Origin of the sequence: Paenarthrobacter sp. YAF11_1 (assembly GCF_052113445.1) — a bacterium.
Classification (GTDB): domain Bacteria; phylum Actinomycetota; class Actinomycetes; order Actinomycetales; family Micrococcaceae; genus Arthrobacter.
On sequence record NZ_JBFRDF010000014.1, the window covers coordinates 115,639 to 133,841 of the forward strand.

An 18,203-nucleotide genomic window follows, 5' to 3' on the forward strand; every position below is an offset into this window, starting at 1 on the left:
AGACCATGACACACCAAACAATCGCCCCTCTGGACGGCGTCCGGGTCCTGGAACTCGGCAACTACATCGCCGCACCCACAGCAGGCAGGCTCCTGGCCGACTTCGGCGCTGAGGTCATCAAGGTTGAACGGCCCGGAACCGGCGACGAACTGCGCAACTGGCGCCTGCACAAGGGCAACACGTCCATGCTGTACCGCACGCTGAACCGCAACAAGAAGTCCGTGGTCCTGGATCTCCGCACGGAGGCCGGCAAGCAAGCAGTACTGGAGCTGGTGGCCAAGTGCGACATCCTCCTGGAGAACTTCCGGCCCGGCACCCTGGAAAAGTGGGGCCTTGGCCCCGAGGTCCTCAACCAGGCGAACCCGGACCTCATCGTCACCCGCATCTCGGCGTTCGGGCAGACGGGCCCGCTGTCCGAGCGGCCCGGCTTCGCCGCCGTCGCCGAAGCGTACGGCGGGTTCCGCAACCTGGTGGGTGACCCGGATCGCGCGCCCGTCCGGGTTGGCGTCTCCATAGGTGACTCGATCGCGGGCCTGTACGCCGCCTTCGGCTCCATGATGAGCCTGTACCAGCGTGAAGCACGACGCCGGGACTCGGCTGGCGCTGTCCCGCTCACCGAGCGCATCATCGACGTTGCGCTGAACGAAGCCATGTTCTCCATGATGGAATCGCTGATTCCGGATTACCAGGCGTACGGCGTGGACCGGCAGCGCGTGGGCGGCCGGATGGAGGGCATCGCTCCCTCCAACGCATACGTGTGCAAGGACGGCGCGAGCATCGTGGTGGCAGGCAACGGCGATTCCATTTACCAGCGGTACATGCAGACCATCGGGCGCCCCGACCTCGCTGAGGACCCTTCGCTGCAAACGAATGCCGGGCGCTGGGCCCAACGTGAGGAGCTGGATCAGGCGATCGGTGAGTGGGCAGCGACGCTTTCAGGTACTGAGGCGCTGGCCGCCCTCGAGGCCGCAGGGGTTCCGGCCGGACCCATCTATACCGCCGCCGACATCAGCACGGACAGCCAGTATGCCGCCCGCAACATGATCCAGAAGTTCGACGTTTCCACCGGCGAGGAAATCCTCCCAGGCGTGGGCTTCCCGGGCATTGTTCCGGTGATCGGGGACCAGTCCCTGCCCATCCGTAACCTCGGACCGGACCTGGGCGAAAATACGCAAGAAATCCTTGGCGGGCTCCTGAACATGGACGCCGCACAGATCAATGCGGCTTCCGGCCGCGAGGAGGCCCTCCGACCATGAACCGCTTCGAAAGCCCCTTGGCCACTACGCTGGGCAACGTCATACTGCGGGACGTCACGCTGCGCGACGGGCTCCAGCTCACCGGCAAACTCCTGCCCGCAGAGCAGAAGATCGAGACGGTGCGCGAACTGCTCCGACTCGGAGTTCCGGCGATCGAGCTGGGCTCCATGGCCCGCGCGGACCTTGTCCCCACCATGGCCAACACACTTGAAGTGGTGCAAGCCCTCACCCCCGAGGAACTGGAAAAATGCTGGATCTGGGTTGCCACTCCCGGTCACGTCGCCAAAGCATCGGCCGCCGGAGCACGGAACTTCCAGTACTGCTTGTCCGCCTCCGATTCGCACAACAAGGCCAATATCGGTCGGACCACTGATGAGAGCCTGGCCGCTTTGCCCGAAGCTGTCGAGTACACCCGCGCAGTGAATGGCCGCATCCAGCTGTGCATCGCCACGTCCTTCACCTGCCCCTTTGAGGGCTACGTTCCCGAGGAGCGGATCCTTTCCATCGCCAACGACCCCCGGGCTGAGGGCACCACGGACATCGTCATCTGCGACACCCTGGGGCAGGCCGTTCCAGCGCAGGTCGCCCGGCTCATCACCCGGGTTCGGGACGAGTCCCCTGCACGCAGGATCGTCTATCACGGCCACGATACCTGGGGCTTGGGTGTAGCAAACACACTCGCCGCTATCCAGGCCGGAGCCGCCATGGTGGACGGCGCCCTGGGTGGTCTGGGCGGCTGCCCGTTCGCACCCGGCGCCAGCGGCAACACCTCCAGCGAGGACATACTCTTTGCGACACGTCCTGAGTGGCTGACTCCGGACGTGTTCGGCGAGCTTGTGGCCCTTTCAGAGAAGTTGTTGGCGGAACTGGGTGAGCCGAACCGTTCCAAGGCAGCTCAGGGTGCGCGGTCCAAGGCTGCGGCTTTTGACTGGGTCATGCCTTCCGTTGTGCAGCCGGCCTCCGCTGGAGGCAACTAAGCATGGGTCATCATTTCCTGGTCACCACGGCCATCCCGGAACCTGGTCTTCAACTGCTGTCCGACGCCGGCCGGGTCACCGTCCTGCCCGAGCCGCCTGACTACGATGCGCTCTCCGCGCTGTGCGCTTCAGGCGATTACGACGTAGTGCTCACCCAACTGCGCGACATCATCGATGAACCGCTGCTGGCGGCAGCCCGCCTGAAAGGCGTCTCCAACTACGCGGTGGGCTACAACAACATCGACATCGACGCCGCTACCCGGCACGGCATCCTGGTGGGCAATACGCCCGGCGTCCTGACAGATGCCACCGCGGACATTGCCATGCTGCTCGTGCTCGGTACCGCCCGTCGCGTGGTGGAAGCAGACCGGGTAGTCCGCGAAGGAAAGTTCCTTGGGTGGGAGCCGGAGTTCATGCTGGGCCGCGATGTTTCCGGCGCCGTCCTGGGATTGGCCGGTTTCGGCAGGATCGCCCGGGCTGTGGCTCGGCGCGCGCTGGGCTTCGGCATGGAGGTGCTCTTTGCTCCGCGTCCGCCAGGTGACCGCCCTGTCAGTGATGAAGAGCTGGGAGAGTTCGCCGGCAAGGTCCGGCAGGTACCGTGGGATTCACTCGTGGAGCGCAGCGATTTCCTATCACTGCACGTCCCTCTCAACGATCAGACCCGGCACCTGGTGGATGCGTCCGTCTTGCAACGGATGAAGCCCGAAGCCATCCTCATCAACACGGCCCGCGGTCCGGTGGTGGACGAGGCCGCGCTGGTTCATGCGCTGCGCAACGGCACGATCAGCGGTGCTGGCCTGGACGTTTTCGAGGATGAACCGCGGCTCGCGCCCGGCCTCGCCGAGTTGCCCAACACGGTCCTCCTCCCCCACGTTGGCAGCGCTACAGTCCCAGTCCGCGCGGAAATGGCCAGGCTCAGCGCCCTTAACGCGATTGCCATGGCTGACGGCCGCCTGCCGCTCCACCCCGTCAACCCGCTCATCCGGGCATGACCATCCTCGTCGCCCCTGACAGTTTCAAGGGCACCTACACGGCTGCCGAGGTGGCGGCTGCCATCGCAGCAGGAATTCACGACGGCGGCGGCTCGGCTACGCAGCTTCCCGTCGCCGACGGTGGGGAGGGAACTTTTGATGCGCTCTGCCGCAGCCTTCGCGCCTCTCCGGTGAGTGTCGACGTCGTCGATTCCTGGGGTGAGCCGCTGCGGGCGGTCCTGGGCCTGGCACCGGACGGGACCGCCGTCGTCGAGGTTGCGCAGGCGAGTGGGCTGTCCGCTGTCCGTTCAAGTCCGCAGGACGCGATGTCGGCCAGTACCTATGGCACCGGGCTCCTGATCGCAGCGGCGGTGAATCTTGGTGCCAATAACATCCTGGTGGCCGCGGGCGGTTCGGCGACCACTGACGGGGGTGCCGGCGCTGTCCGGGCCATCGCCGAAAATGGGGGTCTTGGCGATGCCTGGATCACAGTGCTGTCCGACGTCACCACATCGTTCCTGGATGCCCCGCGGGTGTTCGGGCCCCAGAAAGGTGCTGATCCAGCAACGGTTGCCCTGCTGGAGGAACGCTTGGAGCGCCTGGCGTCTTCGCTGCCGCGCGATCCTTCCGGAGTCCCCCGCACCGGCGCGGCAGGCGGGCTGTCGGGTGGGCTGTGGGCGCATTTTGACGCCGAACTGGTATCCGGGGCCGAAGCCGTGCTGAATGCGGCCGGCTTCGATTCCCTGCTGGCTACCGCTGAAGCCGTTGTGGTGGGTGAGGGGCGTTTGGATTCCCAGACTGGCGAGGGAAAGATCATCTCGGCCATCCTGAAGCGGGTGCAACGCTCAGGCCGGGCCATCCCCGTGGTGGCTGTGGTGGGCTCGGTTCACGAGGACCTGGGCAGCTACGCCGACAACTTTGCACGCATATTAGTAGCCACCGATGTCGGAGCCATGCGGGCTGCCGGCAGGGCAATCGCGGCGCTCTAGCTCAGTCTGCCCGCTCCGCCCTTGGCCATAAGTTCCAAACGCTTCAGGGTCTCTCGGTTTCGGACAGCAATCACTGGGTCCCGCAGGGCCTTGGGAATCACTTTCCCCGGGCCGCGGACGGCATCTTCGGCGATGGAAACCCGGCTCTCGGAACCGCCCAGGTCTTCCAGTGTGATCCGGATCTTGGCTTCGCCCAGTGGCCAGCCTTTAGCCAGGAGTTCCAACTTTCGGCCGGATTCCATGCTGGTCACGCGGGTGCTGTCGTCGATGAGGAAGGGCCAGGATCCTACAGAATGGTGCAACGTGGAGCCCACCTGCGGCCACTGATCGTCTACGGCGCGGATCCTCGAGGCACCCACAACCCAGCCAGAGTAGAGCCACCCGTCAGCGATCACTTTCCACACGTGAGCCGCGGGAGCGTCGAATACCTGGGTCACTGTGGACATGCGGATCCCTTTCTGAAACGGACGGCCGTGGCGATGACCTTAAGCTAAGCATGCTTAGTGAATGCCCGCCATAGGCCGCCGCCCGTCACGGCTGTGGCTTGCTGGCCTTGCCGTCCAGCCAAAGCGTGTCCGACTCATCCCGGTGGGTGCCGTCCGAACCCACATGCTTGCTGTCGATCTGCGGGCCCTTCCTGATGACGTGCACCAGCGCCATTCCATGGCCGCGGCCAAGTTCATAGTCCGCTTTGAGCCATTCAAGAATGGTTCCTGCCTTGACCGAGGGTTCGTTGAAGCCCTTGGTTTCCGCAATTTCAACCAATTGCCTCGGAGTGAGGCCAGTCTTGTCTTCAATGGCATCGAGGTAAGCCTGGAACGACATCAGTGTCGCCTTTCGTCGTTGCGTCAACGGACGGAATTCTTTAGTACGTGCGGACATCCTATCGGCCTGAACGCACCAGCTAATGCCCAATACAGGCTGAGATCTTGCCTGGCGCTTTCCAAACACCAGGGGCTCACGCAGTAGCTGATACCGCAGACTGTTATTGACGTGCGCCCTACACTGATCGCATGGCGGACCAGACGTGGCGTTCTCTTGTGGTGGGGATGGCCATTGGAGTGGCCCTGCCGCTTGCAGCCGCGTGTGACTCCGGGGATTCCAGCCAGCAGCCCTCCACCACTGGCTCAGGCCCCATCACCGTTGAGGTCAACCAGTCCCGGGACCAATACGGCAAGCAGGCCATCCTGCTGCAGCTCACCAACACCACGGACGCTCCCCTGACGGTGACGGGAGCGCGGCTGCGATCCACGCTTTTTGACGATGACATTTCCTGGGAACCGTCAGAAGGCGGCCTGGAGCTGCCGCCCCGTCAACCTAAAAGCCTTCCTGCTGCTTTGCCCGCGGCAGCCTGCGAAGCATCAGGAGACTCGCCACCGGAACTCAACGCCAGGATCACCTACGCCGCACCGGACAAAGACCCCGTGGAGGAAAACGCCGCCGCGACCGATCCCTACGGCGTCCTGACCCGAAACGCAGGCGAGCTGTGCCTCGCAGCCGCAGCCGCCGCCGTCGCCACCATGGACCTGGACCCCGCACTTGAGGTAGCAGCGGACGGCCGCACCGCCGTCGTGCGCCTTGTCGTCACGCCGGCCACGCCGGGTGGAACGGCGAAGCGCCTCACCATTGAGTCGATCGACGGAACCACTCTTCTGGCGGAGACGCCCGCTGATCCTTGGCCTCGGAACGTGACCATCGCCCCCGGTGACGCCACACGAGATCTGGCCTTGCACATCAGACCCGCGCGCTGTGACCCACATGCCGTGGCCGAGGACAAAGTAGGGACGCTCCTGCCGCTGAGGATCACCGTGGGAGAACGGCAGGGGTTGGTGAAGATCGCGGCGTCGAATGAACTGCGCGGCCGGATCTACGACTTCGTCACCGCCGCCTGCGCCCCTACAGGCTAGGCGCGGACTAACCGAGCGTAGCCAAGGCGCCGGGGGCGCATTCCACAGTGACTTTGACGTTGGCTTCGACGCTCTTCACCTCACCGTCCATCTGGTAGGGAAGTGGCTTGAGCGTGGTGAATTCGTATCGGCTCACGCTCGGCTGGTCGCCCAGGCCCTGTGTGGTGGCCTTCAGCGCAGTCAGCAGGACCCGCCATTTAGGCATGTGGGGGAAGATAATGACTTCGAATTTGCCGTCCGACGGGTGGCTTGCTGCTTCACTGAGCGTGGCGTACTTGGCCATTTCATTGATATTGGCGAAGACGAGGCTGTCGAACCTGTGGCGTTTCCCGTCCTCCAATCGCACGGCGAAGGGCTCAAACTTGGAAAAGGTCTGGATCACGGTGACCATTTCCGTCAGCGCCCCCTTGCTGCCTTTTTCCAATTCAGTGGCCACCACAGGGGTCAAGCCGAATCCGATGTAGGAATGCGCATATTCGAGGGGCTCATTCTCTTTTTGGCCCGTGTGGATGCGGAGGAGATCGATGTTGTGCACGTGGCCCTCCGCGATGGCCTCCTCCAAAGGCTTGGTGGCCATGATCCTGCTGTGGTCGTTGGCATTGCCGGCAGCCCTGACTGCACAGACGGCGTTGGGGTTCCMAGCCTGCATCACACCGTTGACCACCTCGTTGTAGCCGCCATCGCCGCTGACGGAAACTACCAGGACGTCACCGCCCTTGCCGGCCGCTTCCCGCGCCAGATCGACGGCGTGGCCGGCGTGCTCGGTGGGCTGGAGGGTGATCTCGGGCTGGTAGGTGAGGAGTTCCTTCAGCCGGTCATGCAACTGCTGCGCCAGCTCAGGCGCATCCCCGGTGCTGTTGGGGTTGAAGATGATGACAATTGACTCAAAGGTCCGTGCAGAATCCACAGTGTGCTCCTGATTCATTGCGAGGTCCCTTTTCAGGCGGTAGTTTTCCTCGGAAGTTCCCATAGTATTCGTAAAGCTGCTGGGGTTTCGGATAGGCCCTGAACGTGAAAGCATGAAAATGCACGTTAAGAAGCAGGATCCACGCCAATGAGCCTGATGCGGTTTGGTGCTGTGTCAGCAGTGGGGAAATCATGGAAGACTCACGCCAGACGGCCCGGGCGCTGGTCATGGAGCATGAGGTCACCCTGGACGATCTTTGGGCCTGGTATTGGGCCAATGGTGGGAACGCCGGGCCCTGGGATTTTGACGCCTACCTCTTCGGCATCCAAGAGCGCGATCCTTTCGACCTTAAGATCCTCACCTGGGCCATGGAAGACCTTGAGGCCCGGGCGCTGCTGTAAGTGCAGCGGGCCGGGCTGCACCGGCCTGCTACTTAGGCTCTTTACGGGCCTCGATCAGGTGCCGCGTTGAATGGGCAACAAACGGGTGGCCCGCCCTCATCCGGTGGTCCAACTCCCTGAGCTTGTCCATGTACTTCTCTGCCGAAAAGCCGGGGACCCACCACACGCATTTCCGCAAAATCCACACCACCGCGCCCACATCAAAGAACTCCATGCGGCACCTGGCCGTTCGGAGGTCGGTGACAGTGAGGCCTGCCGCTTCCGCGGCGGCTGACTCAGAGTGGGGGTCACGGCCCTTCCGCTGTTCCGGTAAAGGCCCCAGGAAATGCTCAATCAGTTCAAAGGCCGACGCCGGTCCCACATGTTGGGCGAAATAGTGGCCGCCGGGGACCAGGACGCGGTGAATTTCTTCCCAATCGGGGCTGACCGGGTGGCGTGCGGTCACGAGCTCGAAGGAGCCGTCAGGGAATGGCAGGCCGGAGCCGGCTGTTGTTTCCACGATGTCCACCCCACGCGGCCCCAGTAACCCACGGGCCTGTTGGGCGTTGGGCGGCCAACCCTCGGTGGCAGCCATCAATTCGGGAAACTGGGCGGCTTCGGAGAGCACCTCGCCGCCGCCTGTGTCCAAGTCAAGAGCGCTCCGGACAGTGGCAAGGCGATCCGCCAGCAGCCCCGCGAATCCCCACGGCGGCCGCTCTTCGCTGGCCCGCCCGTCCAGCCATCCGAATCCCCAGCCGTTCACGTCGGCTTCCTCGGCCTCCGCCACCAGGGTCGCAAAATCACGCATCAGTGTTCCCGTCTTCTCTCCGCCGCGAGCTGGGCGGCAACCCTGGCAATCAGCTCGTAAGGGACCGGCTTGGCCAGCGGAAACTTCAAGGTTCCCTTCCCGGACAGATAGGGCTCCAACTCGTTGTTCAAGGCTTCGCCTCCACGGGGTACTGGATACACCGAAATGTGGTGCGCCCAAGCAGCAAAATACACCACATAGTGTCCATCGATGGTGATGGTGGGAATGTCATAACTGATCATCTCGCCGGCATTGGGGACTGCTGCGTGAATGCTTCTACGGATCTCCTGGAGGATCAGCCCGGTGGCCTCAGGCTGCGCTGCGATGTAGGCGTCCACCGTGGGGTGTTTCTCAGCCATCGTCATTCTCCCTCACGTTGATTGCTCAGCTCTCGCCGGGAAAACGTCCACCGATCAGCCTGGTCATGTGCTCAGCGGTAGCCAGCAGGGGCTCCACCCAAGCCTCGCATGTCTCCAGCGGCATCCGAAGGGTTGGCCCGCTGATGGTTACGGCACCCACCAGACCGGCGGCCGAATCGAAAACCGGCGCGGATAGCCCTGATGCGCCGTCTTCCCGCTCGCCCACGGTGATGGCAAACCCGTCCGCGTGGGTCTTCTTGACGGCCGCTTCGAGCTCCTCTGAACTGGTGATGGTGTAGTCCGTGATGGATTCCAACGGATCCCGCAGGACAGCTTCCATCAATTCCGGTGACCAGGCCAGGAGCACCCTGCCTGCCGACCCTGCGTGGAGCGGGACAATTTTGCCCAGGTGCATCTCCCGGCGGAGCGCGTGGTGCGTATCCGCCATGGCCACGCAGACCCTGTAGTGCTGCTCTGCTTTGAAGAAGCACGCAGTCTCGCCGGTGGTGTCCCGCAGGGTCTTGAGCAGCGGACTCAGGATATCCACCACCTCCATGCCGCGGGTTGCCGGCGCCGCCCAGTAGGCCATCCGCATGCCGATGCGGTACGCGTCGCCCTCACGATCCAGGAAGCCCTGCGACGTGAGGTTAGTGACCAGCCGCTGCACCGTTGACGTGGGCATGCCGGTGAACTCGCGGATGTCGGCCAACTGCAGTACAGGGTTGGACAACGAGAAAGCATCCAGGATGGACGTGATCTTGCCCAGGACAAGCAAAGGGTTGCCGTTGGCCTTCGCGGAAGCATCGGATGCTGACATAGGACTCACGCTAAACGGTCCGGCAAGGTCGCGCCAATCCCGCCGGTAGGGTTGCAGCATGGGGATGGTTTTGGAAGCCGAAGGCGTGCTGGTCGGGTACGCCGGTGCTCCGGTGTGCGGGGAAGTTTCTACATCCGTGGACGCGGGTGAAGTCTTGGGAATCGTGGGTGTCAACGGCGCGGGAAAATCCACAGTGGCCCGCACTCTTGCGGGACGGCAGGCTTCTTTGGCCGGCGACGTAAAAGTCCACGGCCTCCTCATCGACCCGGACGCCGTTCCCTTCCGCCGCCAGGTTTCAGCAGTGTTCGACGACGACCTCTTCTTCCCGTCCCTCACAGTCCGGGAACACCTTCTCCTCATTGCCCGGGGCCATTCATTGGACCATCCCGAAGCGCGCGTTGAGGAAGAGCTGGACTTCTTCGGGCTCGTGGGGAGATCGCAAGCCATCCCTGATGCCCTCTCATCCGGCCAGCGGCGCAGGCTGCTGCTGGCAGCAGGACTGATCCGCCCGTCGTCGCTCCTGATCCTTGATGAGCCGGAGCAACGGCTCGATCCCCGGATGCGCGTGGCCCTCGGTGAGCGCATCGCCGCCCATGCCAAAAGCGGTGGAGCAGTGGTTCTGGTAACCCACGATCCCCAGCTGCTGCTCGCTACGGCCTCCACGTGTTTGGTGATTGACGAGGAAGTCCAGGAATTCGATCCGGAACAGGGGGCCTCGATCATTGCCGGCTCCTGACATGCTCACCCTTGAACCGATTGGGCAGAACAGGGAGCTGGCCGCTGAGATCGTCCGGTTCACCCGCCGCTCCGCCCGACGCTATGAACGCAGTCGTATCTCGTGGGGCGACAGGTTCGTCGATGCCTACAGCTGGGCCCTCGGCATCGGCGTGTCCCTGACCATCGCGGCCTCGTTCGTTCTTGCGCTGCGCAACGAAATCGCGGACCGTGCTTCCACCACCGGCAGCATTATCGGCGAGCAATGGATCGTCCTGCCGGAACCCGTCCTGTGGACGTCCGTGACCTTCGCGGTCCTTCTGGTCATCAGCAACCTGGCACGCAAACTCGGACCCATGACCGTTAATGGCGCGGAAAGTACCTGGTGGCTGACACTTCCGGTGGATCGCCGCCCCATGGTCCTGCCGCCGTTCCTCCGTAAAGTCGCGCTCACCGCCGCTGGTTCGGCCATCATCCATCTTCCCTTCAGCATGGTGACCGCCGTTGACCGCGCTCCGGTTGAACACCTTCTCGCTTCACTCACCTTCGGCTGCGCCGGCGCCATTGCGCTGGTTCTGGCAGCTGTCCAACAGCTCGGTCTGCCAAGTCCCCGTGTGGGTAAAGCGATCACGGCAGCGGCGCTTCTGGGGTGCTCGCTCCTTCCCGCGCTGTCCTGGTCTCCGTGGCCAACAGCGCTGGCGGGCCTTGCCGTCGTCGGACTCTTGGCGCTTGTTGTGCCGCGGTCCGGACGCGTGCGGGGTGACGAGCTGGTTCGCGGCGGAGCCGTGGCCGGTCATGCGGGGGCGTCTCTCTTCATGATGGACTCCAATGAGGTGCTGCGCGCCTTGAGCGGCGGCCGTCAAAAGGTCGACGGCGGCAGGGCAGCCCGCTTTTACGCCCGACCAACGCGCGGCCCCCTGGGGGCGCTGATCCGTGCTGATGCAGTTGCCTTCCTCAGACTCAATCCTCCGCTGCTGCCACCGATCCTGTGGCTTGCTGCCTGCATCGCCATGCTCCTGGTGGAAGGCGGGCTGCCGGAGTTCGTACAGTTGGCGGTGATCGTGATCGCGGGGTGCGCCACGGCGTCCGGGTTGGGGACCGTGGCCCGGAAGACCGCCCTGGTTCCTGAACTCGACGCCGTGCTGCCACTGCATCCGGCACTGGTCAGGACCAGCCGCACACTCATGCCGTGCCTTGCCATGTCCGTATGGATGGCCGTGCTCAGTGGGCTTTTGGCTCTCCTCGGCGCTGCGGATCCTTGGTTGGTGCTGGTCGGCGCCCTCGCAGGTGTGGGCATGGGCGCGGGAACTCTCCGCTCGGCCACCAGGACGCCTCCTGACTGGACCGCTCCGCCGGTTGAAACTCCGTTCGGACCTGTTCCCCGTGCGCAGTTGGGCTCCCTGCTGCGCGGGCTGGACGTGACCATCCTGGCGACCATCCCGCTGCTCGTGGCGCTCTATCTGGGGTACGTCCCGGGGGTCGTCCTGATGGTGCAGGCCGTGTTCAGTGCAGGGATTTTCCTGGTGGTGGTGCTGTCGAGGCCCAAGCGCACGTGACAGCGCTGAGGGAAGTACCCAGGCGAAACTCTTAGAGCAGCACCGTTCCTTCGATGCACGTGGCCGATGCTCCGCCCACCCAGATCTCGCCGTCCTGAGCTTTGATGTGGATCCTGCCCGCCCTGCCCAGCACCGTGCCTTGGGCTGCCACGTACTCCTCAGGCGCCCGGCCACTGCCGATCAACCACTGCGCCGCGCCGGCATTGAAACTACCCGTGACCGGGTCTTCCACCATGGCGTCGCCCGGGATGAACGTACGGACTTCAAAGTCGACGCCGGTACCCGGTTCTTGCGGTCCAATCACACCGACCTTGAGGTCACCCATGGCAACAAGGTCCGGCTCGATGGCCAGCACCTGTTCCGCGGAGCCGAGCAGCACGCCGATCCATGTGGGTCCGTTGACCAGCCACGAAATGTCCAGCAACTCATCCTGCGGAAGACGCAGGGCTGCCGCGAGCTGGGTCTTGATATCCTCACTGACCGGGCCGAAGCGCGTCAGTGGGGGCGCGGCGAAAGCCAACCGTCCGGCGTCGTGCTTCAGCCTCACCAAACCGGCGCCGCACTCCTGGACAAGGACCCCCTCAGTTTTAGGCACTCCCCCAGCCTGAAGCCACGTGTGCGCTGAACCCAGGGTGGGATGTCCTGCGAACGGAAACTCCTCGCTGCCCGTGAAGATCCGCACCTTGTAGTCCGCCAAGGGGTCAGTGGGAGGGAGGAGAAACGTGGTCTCGGAAAGATTGGTCCAGTTGGCGAAGTGCTGCATGGTCTCTCCGCTGAGGCCTTCGGCATCGACCACCACGGCAAGCGGATTGCCCCGGTACGGTTGATCGGAGAAGACGTCCACTTGGTGGAACGGGCGGCTGCGGAGGGCTTCTGAAGTCACCGCTGCAGGCTATCACCGGTTGCTGGCCGGTTTTGCTGACGCACGCGCCCTGCGTCTGCGAAACTACCAGCATGGCAGAGAACAAGACCCAGCCCAGTGACGTGTCCGTGGAAGAATTCCTGGCCTCCGTGGAGCACCCGACCCGGCGTGCGGACGGCTTCGAACTGCTGGAGATGATGCGTGACATCACCGGCCAGGAAGCCGTCATGTGGGGACCCACCATTGTGGGCTTCGGCAGCTATCACTACAAATACGAAACCGGCCGCGAAGGCGACTCGGCCGCCGTCGGATTTTCACCACGCAAGGGCAATTTGGCGCTGTACGGACTGACGTACGGTCCCGATGCGGACCGGCTGCTCCCCGAGCTCGGCAAGCACAAGGCAGGCGCCGCCTGCCTCTACGTCAACAAGCTCGACGACGTGGACCGCGACGTCCTTGCGCAAATGATCCGTACGGGGTACCAGCACGTCATGGAGGAGCTCCACACGCCATGAATCCCCTGTCGAGTTGGCAGTTCACCCCCATGTTGAGCGCCAACATGGGGGTGAAGTGTCAACTCGGCGGAGTCGGTGAGCACACAAAAGACCCCCACCACCGGAATCCGGCAGCGGGGGTCTTTAGATGCAGTCAGAGACTACTTTGCTGCAACGACCTCAAGGTCGATGACAGCGGAAACGTCCTCGTGCAGGCGAACGTTGGCCGTGTACGAACCGACAGACTTGATGTGGTTCGGCAGTTCAACGTTGCGCTTGTCGATGGCGCCGAGGCCAGCAGCCTCAACAGCAGCAGCGACGTCAGCAGGCTTGACGGTGCCGAAGAGACGACCGGACTCGCCGGCCTTCACCTCGAGCTTGACCTTCTTGGAGGACAGAGCCTGGGCCTGTGCCTGTGCAGCTTCAACAGAAGCGTGCGCACGAGCGGCGCGGGCAGCCTTGATGGACTCAACCTGCTTCTCGCCACCCTTGGACCAGGTCAGAGCGAAGCCGCGGGGCAGCAGGAAGTTACGTGCGTAACCGTCCTTGACCTCCACAACGTCGCCAGCAGCACCGAGACCGGTTACTTCGTGGGTCAGAATGAGCTTTGCCATGTTAGTTAATCCCTTCCCTTAGCCGCGGCCAGCGCCGGAGTAAGGCAGCAGAGCAACTTCGCGGGCGTTCTTGATTGCCTGGGCGATCTTGCGCTGTTCCTGAACGGTAACGCCAGTAACGCGACGAGCGCGGATCTTTCCGCGGTCGGAGATGAACTTGCGCAGCAGTGCTACGTCCTTGTAGTCGATGACGGTGATGTCAGCGGCCTTCAAGGGGTTGGACTTTGGTTTGGGCTTACGGAGTTCAGCCTTAGCCATCGTGGAGCTCCTTTTCTATGGAGCCCGTGGATATTGATCCACGGGATGGTGGTGTTCGACGGCGGTTGCCACCAAGGTGCCTTTCGGCAGTCCGGGTGGGCGTCCGGCGTCGGACGTTTATTTTTTGTTTAGAAGGGAGGTTCGGAATCCGGGCCGTTGCCCCAGCCGCCACCGCCAGCATTGCTGACACCGGGCGTAGCCCAAGGGTCATCCTGCTGCTGTGCGGGCTGGTTGCCGCCCCAGGTTCCACCGGAGTTGCCGCCGCCCTGGTTTCCACCAGGAGCGCCACCTCCAAAGCCACCGGAATTACCGGCGTTGCCGCCACCGAAGCCGCCCTGCCCACCGCCGGAGCGCTGGGTACGGTTGACCTTGGCGTTTGCGTAACGCAGGCTGGGGCCGATTTCGTCGACCTCAAGCTCGATTACGGTGCGCTTTTCGCCTTCTTTTGTTTCGTAGGAACGGCTCTTCAAACGGCCGGAAACGATGACGCGCATGCCCTTTGTGAGGGACTCGGCCACGTTCTCGGCTGCTTCGCGCCATACAGATGCGCGGAGGAACAGGGTTTCCCCGTCCTTCCACTCATTGGACTGGCGGTCAAAGGTCCGGGGAGTAGAAGCGATGGTGAAGTTCGCTACTGCTGAGCCAGACGGGGTGAACCGCAGCTCGGGGTCATTGGTGAGATTACCGATGACCGTAATAGTGGTTTCGCCTGCCATCTACTGCCTCCTTGTTCGTTCCTGCGGGATAAAGATCTGGAAGGGGCTGATTACTCAGCAACGACCTTCTGGTCTTCAGGACGGATGATCTTGGTGCGCATGATCGTCTCGTTAAGAGACAGCTGGCGATCAAGTTCCTTGGCGGTAGCCGGTGCAGCGGTGAAGTTCACCACGGCGTAGATACCTTCGGACTTCTTCTTGATGTCGTACGCCAGACGGCGACGGCCCCAGATGTCAACCTTTTCGATGGTTCCACCATCGGTGGTGATGACATTGAGGAACTTCTGAAGCGACGACTCTACGGTACGCTCTTCGACCTCGGGGTCGATGATTACCATCAATTCGTAAGGACGCATATGTGAACCCACCTCCTTTGGGCTAAGCGGTTACGGTATTTCCGTAACAGGAGGTTCATTTGCGATGCCGTGTACCCGCTCCCCCGCCGAAGACTCGGAAGGAGGGCGCAACACAGACTTCAATATCTTAGTGCATCTCCTGCACCCAAAGCTATTCGAGGGGATCCGCAGCCGGAACCGGGCACTTGGCGTATGTGGATAACCCGGCCACCCAGCAGTGAATACTGGAGCAATGACCGCCCTGAAGTCCATCATCCTCTTCGTCCTGGCCGCCGTTGCAGAGATCGGCGGTGCGTGGCTGATCTGGCAAGCCGTCCGTGAGGGTAAAGCCTGGTGGTGGGCCGGTCTCGGCATCGTGGCACTGGGCATCTACGGCTTTTTCGCAGCGTTTCAGCCCGACGCGCACTTCGGCAGGGTCCTGGCCGCCTACGGGGGTGTGTTCATCGCCGGCTCGTTGGCCTGGGGAATGCTGGTGGACGGCTTCCGTCCTGACCGCTGGGACGTGATCGGGGCGGCTATCTGCATAGTCGGCGTTGGCGTCATCATGTTCGCACCCCGTCCGGGAGCGTAGGTCCGAAGGCGACAAAACCCCCGGAAGGTGACCTTCCGGGGGTTTTTTTGTGCGCGGAGGGGGACTTGAACCCCCACCCCCTTTCGAGGACTAGCACCTCAAGCTAGCGCGTCTGCCATTCCGCCACCCGCGCAAGGTGATCAGGAGAATCAGTGTTTCATTTTTCTCCTCGACAGCGACAAAGACAGTAACACGAACAGGGCCGATCCGTGGATTCCTGAGGTCTTGAGGGAGCCTCGCTAGGGTCGTGGCCATGGATGCCACACCCCTTAGCGCTCTGCTCCTGACCGTCGTATTCGCTGCGATCGGACTCTACGTCCTGTACTTCGTGATCCGCTCAGGCGTCCGGGACGGAATCCTCCAGGCCGACAAGAAGCGCAGCGAGCAGGCGGAGCCGTCACGCCCAACCAACTTTTGAGCGCCCCACTAGGGTGGGCACATGGACAACGTCAGGGTGAGGCGGAGCCGGCTGCGCTTTGTGGTCATGGTCCTGGCCGGCACAGCAGCTTTCGTCGCTACCGGCGTCTCAGGCAGTTGGGTGGATGCGCCGGCGGTCGGCTGGGCCGTGGCCGCCCTGGTCTACGTTGCCTGGGTGTGGCTGGTGATCGCGCGGCTCGATCCTGCCGAAACGCAGCACCATGCAACGTCCGAGGACCCGTCGCGGGGAGTCACCGACCTGCTGATCCTTGTGGCCAATTTGGCCAGCCTTGCTGCCGTGGCCGCCGTGATCGTCAATTCGCACACGGAAGGAAGCGGTTCCCGCTTGTCCTCTGCGGCACTCGCCCTGGCCTGTGTGGGACTGTCCTGGATGCTGGTCCAGACGCTCTTCACACTGCGGTACGCAGAGCTGTACTACGGCCAGGACGCCCCCGCCGGCGGTGAAGTGGGCGGCATCAACTTCAACCAGGACCGGCCGCCGCAGTACACGGACTTCGCCTATGTGGCCACGAGCCTGGGCATGACGTACCAGGTATCGGACACCAACCTCGGCAACCACTCGATCCGACTGGAAGCGCTGAAGCACAGCCTGCTGTCCTACTTGTTTGGAACCGTCATCCTGGCCGTCACCATCAACCTCGTCATCGGCCTGGCGCAGTAGCCAAGAGGCCCAGGGCGGTGACCTTAAAAGCCAAACGGGGCAGCCGTCGTCGAACGTTGACGCTGGCTGCCCCGCTTCTGAAAGACGCTTACGACGCCGGTCCCCCACCGACCGTCGCCTGCTCGGCTTCCGCGGTGGTCTCCTCAGGTGAGGCGGAACCGCGCTTGCGGTAGCGCCAAATACCTATGCCCACCACGATCGCGGCCAACGCCAGCGACAGGAAGAGCGATTCACGGGTGGATTCAATGACCACCATCCCGATAATGAGGGCCACGATGGCGCCAATGGCGATCCACGTGAGGTACGGGAACAACCACATCTTGAGGTCGAGGTCCTTGGCCGCAGCGCCCATGCGCTTGCGCAGGATGAGTTGCGAGGACGCAATGACCAGCCACACGAAGAGCGCGATGGCACCGGAGGTGTTCACGAGGAACAGGAATACCGTGTCCGGGGCTATGTAGTTCAGGCCAACCGTAATGAACCCCACCACCGTGGAGGCCAGTACTGCTGCTGCCGGGACGCCGCGCTTGGAGATCTTCATCCAGGACCGGGGAGCGTCGCCGCGCTGTGAAAGGGAGAACAGCATGCGGCTGGCGGTGTAGAGGCCGGAGTTCAAGCAGGACAGCACCGAGGTGAGGACAACGATGTCCATGATGGTGCCTGCGCCCGGGATTCCGTAGAGCTCGATCACGGCAACGTACGGGCTCTTGGCAACGGAAGCGTCGTTCCACGGCAGAAGTGTGACAACAATGGCGATGGAGCCGATGTAGAAGATCAGGATGCGCCACACAGTGGACTTCACGGCCTTCTTGACGGCGTCCACGGGGTTCTCCGATTCGCCGGCAGCGATGGTGGCGATTTCGGCGCCGAAGAACGAGAAGACCACTACGAGGATGCCCGCCAGGACTGCGCCCGGACCGTTCGGCATGAAGCCGCCCTGGTCCAGGAGGTTGGCGACGCCCGGAGCGGAGACGCCCGGCATGAGGCCCAGGATGGCAGCGATGCCTGCGAGCAGGAAGATGACGATGGCGGCGACCTTGATGGACGCGAACCAGAACTCGAACTCGCCATAGGACTTCACGGAACCAAGGTTGGTCAGCGTCAGGAGCACCATCAGGATCAGCGCCCAGATCCACTGGTCCACACCGGGGACCCAGCGGTGCATGATGGCGGCGCCCGCCGTGGCCTCGATGCCGAGGACAATGATCCAGAACCAGGCATAGAGCCAGCCAATACTGAAGCCCGCCCAGCGGCCAAGGGCCTTGTCGGCGTAGGTGGAAAAGGAGCCCGTCTCCGGGTTGGCAGCAGCCATCTCGCCCAGCATGCGCATGACCAGGATGACCACCAGGCCGGCAGCCAGGTAGGCCACAAGGATGCCGGGACCGGCCTGCTGGATGGCAGCGCCGGAGCCTACGAACAGGCCTGCGCCAATCACGCCGGCGATGGCGATCATGGAGAGGTGCCGGGGCTTCAGGGATTTTGAAAGTTGTTGGTCAGCGTGCATGGATCTGCGCCGTCCTTTAGGTTTTCGCGGGGTGGCCGCCGTGGTGTGCCACGGGCCACATGACTCATTCACGCTAGCCTGCTGCACC

The 18,203-nt window shown here is 63.3% G+C and carries 24 protein-coding genes and 1 tRNA gene; 12 read left to right on the forward strand and 13 right to left on the reverse strand.

Annotation, left to right across the window (positions count from 1 at the left end; genetic code table 11):
* Positions 1-5: 5 nt before the first annotated feature.
* Genes AB4Y77_RS19015 through AB4Y77_RS19030 form a run of 4 tightly spaced genes read left to right on the forward strand, consistent with a single transcriptional unit; the run spans position 6 to position 4,193 of the window.
* Positions 6-1,256 (forward strand): CaiB/BaiF CoA transferase family protein, encoded by a 1,251-nt coding sequence (locus AB4Y77_RS19015; RefSeq protein ID WP_442015002.1) that lies wholly within the window; start codon positions 6-8, stop codon positions 1,254-1,256.
* Positions 1,253-2,233, forward strand: coding sequence for a hydroxymethylglutaryl-CoA lyase (locus AB4Y77_RS19020; protein ID WP_442015003.1), 981 nt, complete (start codon positions 1,253-1,255; stop codon positions 2,231-2,233). Before AB4Y77_RS19015 ends, AB4Y77_RS19020 begins: the two co-directional genes overlap by 4 nt.
* Before the next feature lie 2 nt (positions 2,234-2,235).
* Positions 2,236-3,225, forward strand: a complete 990-nt coding sequence (locus tag AB4Y77_RS19025) for a 2-hydroxyacid dehydrogenase (RefSeq protein WP_442015004.1) — start codon at positions 2,236-2,238, stop codon at positions 3,223-3,225.
* Positions 3,222-4,193 carry a glycerate kinase family protein gene (locus AB4Y77_RS19030; protein ID WP_442015005.1) on the forward strand — a complete coding sequence of 324 codons (972 nt, stop codon included), beginning with the start codon at positions 3,222-3,224 and terminating at the stop codon, positions 4,191-4,193. The genes AB4Y77_RS19025 and AB4Y77_RS19030 overlap by 4 nt, the downstream gene beginning before the upstream one ends.
* Here the strand turns inward: AB4Y77_RS19030 and AB4Y77_RS19035 are convergent.
* Both AB4Y77_RS19035 and AB4Y77_RS19040 read right to left on the reverse strand, forming a co-directional pair.
* Complete coding sequence (locus AB4Y77_RS19035) at positions 4,190-4,639, reverse strand: SRPBCC family protein (RefSeq protein ID WP_442015006.1); 450 nt, start codon at positions 4,637-4,639, stop codon at positions 4,190-4,192. The genes AB4Y77_RS19030 and AB4Y77_RS19035 overlap by 4 nt on opposite strands.
* A gap of 85 nt (positions 4,640-4,724) precedes the next feature.
* Positions 4,725-5,018: a DUF4287 domain-containing protein gene (locus AB4Y77_RS19040; RefSeq protein WP_442015007.1), complete on the reverse strand. Its 294-nt coding sequence runs from the start codon at positions 5,016-5,018 to the stop codon at positions 4,725-4,727.
* A gap of 188 nt (positions 5,019-5,206) precedes the next feature.
* Here AB4Y77_RS19040 and AB4Y77_RS19045 point away from each other — a divergent pair, with 188 nt between their 5' ends.
* Positions 5,207-6,100, forward strand: coding sequence for a hypothetical protein (locus AB4Y77_RS19045; protein ID WP_442015008.1), 894 nt, complete (start codon positions 5,207-5,209; stop codon positions 6,098-6,100).
* A 7-nt stretch (positions 6,101-6,107) separates the two neighbouring features.
* Here AB4Y77_RS19045 and AB4Y77_RS19050 read toward each other — a convergent pair whose 3' ends face one another.
* Complete coding sequence (locus AB4Y77_RS19050; protein ID WP_442015040.1) at positions 6,108-7,007, reverse strand: diacylglycerol/lipid kinase family protein; 900 nt, start codon at positions 7,005-7,007, stop codon at positions 6,108-6,110.
* A 191-nt stretch (positions 7,008-7,198) separates the two neighbouring features.
* Here AB4Y77_RS19050 and AB4Y77_RS19055 point away from each other — a divergent pair, with 191 nt between their 5' ends.
* The gene (locus AB4Y77_RS19055) at positions 7,199-7,408 is read left to right on the forward strand and encodes a hypothetical protein (protein ID WP_442015009.1); all 210 of its coding nucleotides are present in this window, start codon (positions 7,199-7,201) and stop codon (positions 7,406-7,408) included.
* A 28-nt stretch (positions 7,409-7,436) separates the two neighbouring features.
* Here AB4Y77_RS19055 and AB4Y77_RS19060 read toward each other — a convergent pair whose 3' ends face one another.
* From AB4Y77_RS19060 to AB4Y77_RS19070, 3 genes are read right to left on the reverse strand one after another with little or no spacing between them, the layout of a single operon-like run.
* Complete coding sequence (locus AB4Y77_RS19060; RefSeq protein ID WP_442015010.1) at positions 7,437-8,195, reverse strand: class I SAM-dependent methyltransferase; 759 nt, start codon at positions 8,193-8,195, stop codon at positions 7,437-7,439.
* The gene (locus AB4Y77_RS19065; RefSeq protein WP_442015011.1) at positions 8,195-8,554 is read right to left on the reverse strand and encodes an iron chaperone; all 360 of its coding nucleotides are present in this window, start codon (positions 8,552-8,554) and stop codon (positions 8,195-8,197) included. Before AB4Y77_RS19065 ends, AB4Y77_RS19060 begins: the two co-directional genes overlap by 1 nt.
* A gap of 25 nt (positions 8,555-8,579) precedes the next feature.
* Entirely contained in the window at positions 8,580-9,371 is a 792-nt protein-coding gene (locus AB4Y77_RS19070) for an IclR family transcriptional regulator (RefSeq protein WP_442015012.1), read from the reverse strand.
* A 58-nt stretch (positions 9,372-9,429) separates the two neighbouring features.
* Here AB4Y77_RS19070 and AB4Y77_RS19075 point away from each other — a divergent pair, with 58 nt between their 5' ends.
* Complete coding sequence (locus tag AB4Y77_RS19075; protein ID WP_311212475.1) at positions 9,430-10,107, forward strand: ABC transporter ATP-binding protein; 678 nt, start codon at positions 9,430-9,432, stop codon at positions 10,105-10,107.
* Between the two features lies 1 nt (position 10,108).
* A complete protein-coding gene (locus AB4Y77_RS19080; RefSeq protein ID WP_442015013.1) occupies positions 10,109-11,641 on the forward strand; it encodes a DUF6297 family protein in 1,533 nt (510 codons plus the stop codon).
* 31 nt (positions 11,642-11,672) lie between these two features.
* Here the strand turns inward: AB4Y77_RS19080 and AB4Y77_RS19085 are convergent, their stop codons facing one another.
* A complete protein-coding gene (locus tag AB4Y77_RS19085) occupies positions 11,673-12,524 on the reverse strand; it encodes a PhzF family phenazine biosynthesis protein (protein ID WP_442015014.1) in 852 nt (283 codons plus the stop codon).
* Positions 12,525-12,595: 71 nt separating this feature from the next.
* Here AB4Y77_RS19085 and AB4Y77_RS19090 point away from each other — a divergent pair, with 71 nt between their 5' ends.
* Positions 12,596-13,018 carry a DUF1801 domain-containing protein gene (locus tag AB4Y77_RS19090; protein ID WP_442015015.1) on the forward strand — a complete coding sequence of 141 codons (423 nt, stop codon included), beginning with the start codon at positions 12,596-12,598 and terminating at the stop codon, positions 13,016-13,018.
* 140 nt (positions 13,019-13,158) lie between these two features.
* Here AB4Y77_RS19090 and rplI read toward each other — a convergent pair whose 3' ends face one another.
* The 4 genes from rplI to rpsF all read right to left on the reverse strand — a co-directional run bounded on the left by rplI (position 13,159) and on the right by rpsF (position 14,941).
* Positions 13,159-13,611: a 50S ribosomal protein L9 gene (gene rplI / locus AB4Y77_RS19095; RefSeq protein WP_089597031.1), complete on the reverse strand. Its 453-nt coding sequence runs from the start codon at positions 13,609-13,611 to the stop codon at positions 13,159-13,161.
* Positions 13,612-13,629: 18 nt separating this feature from the next.
* Entirely contained in the window at positions 13,630-13,869 is a 240-nt protein-coding gene (rpsR, locus tag AB4Y77_RS19100) for a 30S ribosomal protein S18 (RefSeq protein ID WP_003800144.1), read from the reverse strand.
* A 128-nt stretch (positions 13,870-13,997) separates the two neighbouring features.
* Positions 13,998-14,585 carry a single-stranded DNA-binding protein gene (locus AB4Y77_RS19105; protein WP_089597032.1) on the reverse strand — a complete coding sequence of 196 codons (588 nt, stop codon included), beginning with the start codon at positions 14,583-14,585 and terminating at the stop codon, positions 13,998-14,000.
* A gap of 50 nt (positions 14,586-14,635) precedes the next feature.
* Positions 14,636-14,941: a 30S ribosomal protein S6 gene (gene rpsF / locus AB4Y77_RS19110; RefSeq protein WP_011776755.1), complete on the reverse strand. Its 306-nt coding sequence runs from the start codon at positions 14,939-14,941 to the stop codon at positions 14,636-14,638.
* Between the two features lie 232 nt (positions 14,942-15,173).
* Here rpsF and AB4Y77_RS19115 point away from each other — a divergent pair, with 232 nt between their 5' ends.
* Entirely contained in the window at positions 15,174-15,512 is a 339-nt protein-coding gene (locus AB4Y77_RS19115) for a YnfA family protein (RefSeq protein ID WP_311212479.1), read from the forward strand.
* Positions 15,513-15,562: 50 nt separating this feature from the next.
* On the opposite strand, the gene AB4Y77_RS19120 is transcribed toward AB4Y77_RS19115, so the two are convergent.
* Positions 15,563-15,645 (reverse strand) — tRNA-Leu (locus tag AB4Y77_RS19120).
* A 120-nt stretch (positions 15,646-15,765) separates the two neighbouring features.
* Between AB4Y77_RS19120 and AB4Y77_RS19125 the strand changes: the two genes are divergently transcribed.
* The gene (locus tag AB4Y77_RS19125) at positions 15,766-15,930 is read left to right on the forward strand and encodes a hypothetical protein (RefSeq protein WP_311212480.1); all 165 of its coding nucleotides are present in this window, start codon (positions 15,766-15,768) and stop codon (positions 15,928-15,930) included.
* Positions 15,931-15,951: 21 nt separating this feature from the next.
* Positions 15,952-16,611: a DUF1345 domain-containing protein gene (locus AB4Y77_RS19130; protein ID WP_311212481.1), complete on the forward strand. Its 660-nt coding sequence runs from the start codon at positions 15,952-15,954 to the stop codon at positions 16,609-16,611.
* Positions 16,612-16,699: 88 nt separating this feature from the next.
* Here the strand turns inward: AB4Y77_RS19130 and AB4Y77_RS19135 are convergent, their stop codons facing one another.
* Positions 16,700-18,115 (reverse strand): amino acid permease, encoded by a 1,416-nt coding sequence (locus tag AB4Y77_RS19135; protein ID WP_442015016.1) that lies wholly within the window; start codon positions 18,113-18,115, stop codon positions 16,700-16,702.
* Positions 18,116-18,203 lie beyond the last annotated feature (88 nt).

What these genes read in the sequence shown, in the direction of transcription:
- AB4Y77_RS19015 (WP_442015002.1), top strand. Translation starts at nt 6, where the DNA reads ATGACACACCAAACAATCGCCCCTCTGGACGGCGTCCGGGTCCTGGAA.
- AB4Y77_RS19020 (WP_442015003.1), top strand. Translation starts at nt 1,253, where the DNA reads ATGAACCGCTTCGAAAGCCCCTTGGCCACTACGCTGGGCAACGTCATA.
- AB4Y77_RS19025 (WP_442015004.1), top strand. Translation starts at nt 2,236, where the DNA reads ATGGGTCATCATTTCCTGGTCACCACGGCCATCCCGGAACCTGGTCTT.
- AB4Y77_RS19030 (WP_442015005.1), top strand. Translation starts at nt 3,222, where the DNA reads ATGACCATCCTCGTCGCCCCTGACAGTTTCAAGGGCACCTACACGGCT.
- AB4Y77_RS19035 (WP_442015006.1), bottom strand. Translation starts at nt 4,639, where the DNA reads ATGTCCACAGTGACCCAGGTATTCGACGCTCCCGCGGCTCACGTGTGG.
- AB4Y77_RS19040 (WP_442015007.1), bottom strand. Translation starts at nt 5,018, where the DNA reads ATGTCGTTCCAGGCTTACCTCGATGCCATTGAAGACAAGACTGGCCTC.
- AB4Y77_RS19045 (WP_442015008.1), top strand. Translation starts at nt 5,207, where the DNA reads ATGGCGGACCAGACGTGGCGTTCTCTTGTGGTGGGGATGGCCATTGGA.
- AB4Y77_RS19055 (WP_442015009.1), top strand. Translation starts at nt 7,199, where the DNA reads ATGGAAGACTCACGCCAGACGGCCCGGGCGCTGGTCATGGAGCATGAG.
- AB4Y77_RS19060 (WP_442015010.1), bottom strand. Translation starts at nt 8,195, where the DNA reads ATGCGTGATTTTGCGACCCTGGTGGCGGAGGCCGAGGAAGCCGACGTG.
- AB4Y77_RS19065 (WP_442015011.1), bottom strand. Translation starts at nt 8,554, where the DNA reads ATGGCTGAGAAACACCCCACGGTGGACGCCTACATCGCAGCGCAGCCT.
- AB4Y77_RS19070 (WP_442015012.1), bottom strand. Translation starts at nt 9,371, where the DNA reads ATGTCAGCATCCGATGCTTCCGCGAAGGCCAACGGCAACCCTTTGCTT.
- AB4Y77_RS19075 (WP_311212475.1), top strand. Translation starts at nt 9,430, where the DNA reads ATGGGGATGGTTTTGGAAGCCGAAGGCGTGCTGGTCGGGTACGCCGGT.
- AB4Y77_RS19080 (WP_442015013.1), top strand. Translation starts at nt 10,109, where the DNA reads ATGCTCACCCTTGAACCGATTGGGCAGAACAGGGAGCTGGCCGCTGAG.
- AB4Y77_RS19090 (WP_442015015.1), top strand. Translation starts at nt 12,596, where the DNA reads ATGGCAGAGAACAAGACCCAGCCCAGTGACGTGTCCGTGGAAGAATTC.
- rplI (WP_089597031.1), bottom strand. Translation starts at nt 13,611, where the DNA reads ATGGCAAAGCTCATTCTGACCCACGAAGTAACCGGTCTCGGTGCTGCT.
- rpsR (WP_003800144.1), bottom strand. Translation starts at nt 13,869, where the DNA reads ATGGCTAAGGCTGAACTCCGTAAGCCCAAACCAAAGTCCAACCCCTTG.
- AB4Y77_RS19105 (WP_089597032.1), bottom strand. Translation starts at nt 14,585, where the DNA reads ATGGCAGGCGAAACCACTATTACGGTCATCGGTAATCTCACCAATGAC.
- rpsF (WP_011776755.1), bottom strand. Translation starts at nt 14,941, where the DNA reads ATGCGTCCTTACGAATTGATGGTAATCATCGACCCCGAGGTCGAAGAG.
- AB4Y77_RS19115 (WP_311212479.1), top strand. Translation starts at nt 15,174, where the DNA reads ATGACCGCCCTGAAGTCCATCATCCTCTTCGTCCTGGCCGCCGTTGCA.
- AB4Y77_RS19125 (WP_311212480.1), top strand. Translation starts at nt 15,766, where the DNA reads ATGGATGCCACACCCCTTAGCGCTCTGCTCCTGACCGTCGTATTCGCT.
- AB4Y77_RS19130 (WP_311212481.1), top strand. Translation starts at nt 15,952, where the DNA reads ATGGACAACGTCAGGGTGAGGCGGAGCCGGCTGCGCTTTGTGGTCATG.
- AB4Y77_RS19135 (WP_442015016.1), bottom strand. Translation starts at nt 18,115, where the DNA reads ATGCACGCTGACCAACAACTTTCAAAATCCCTGAAGCCCCGGCACCTC.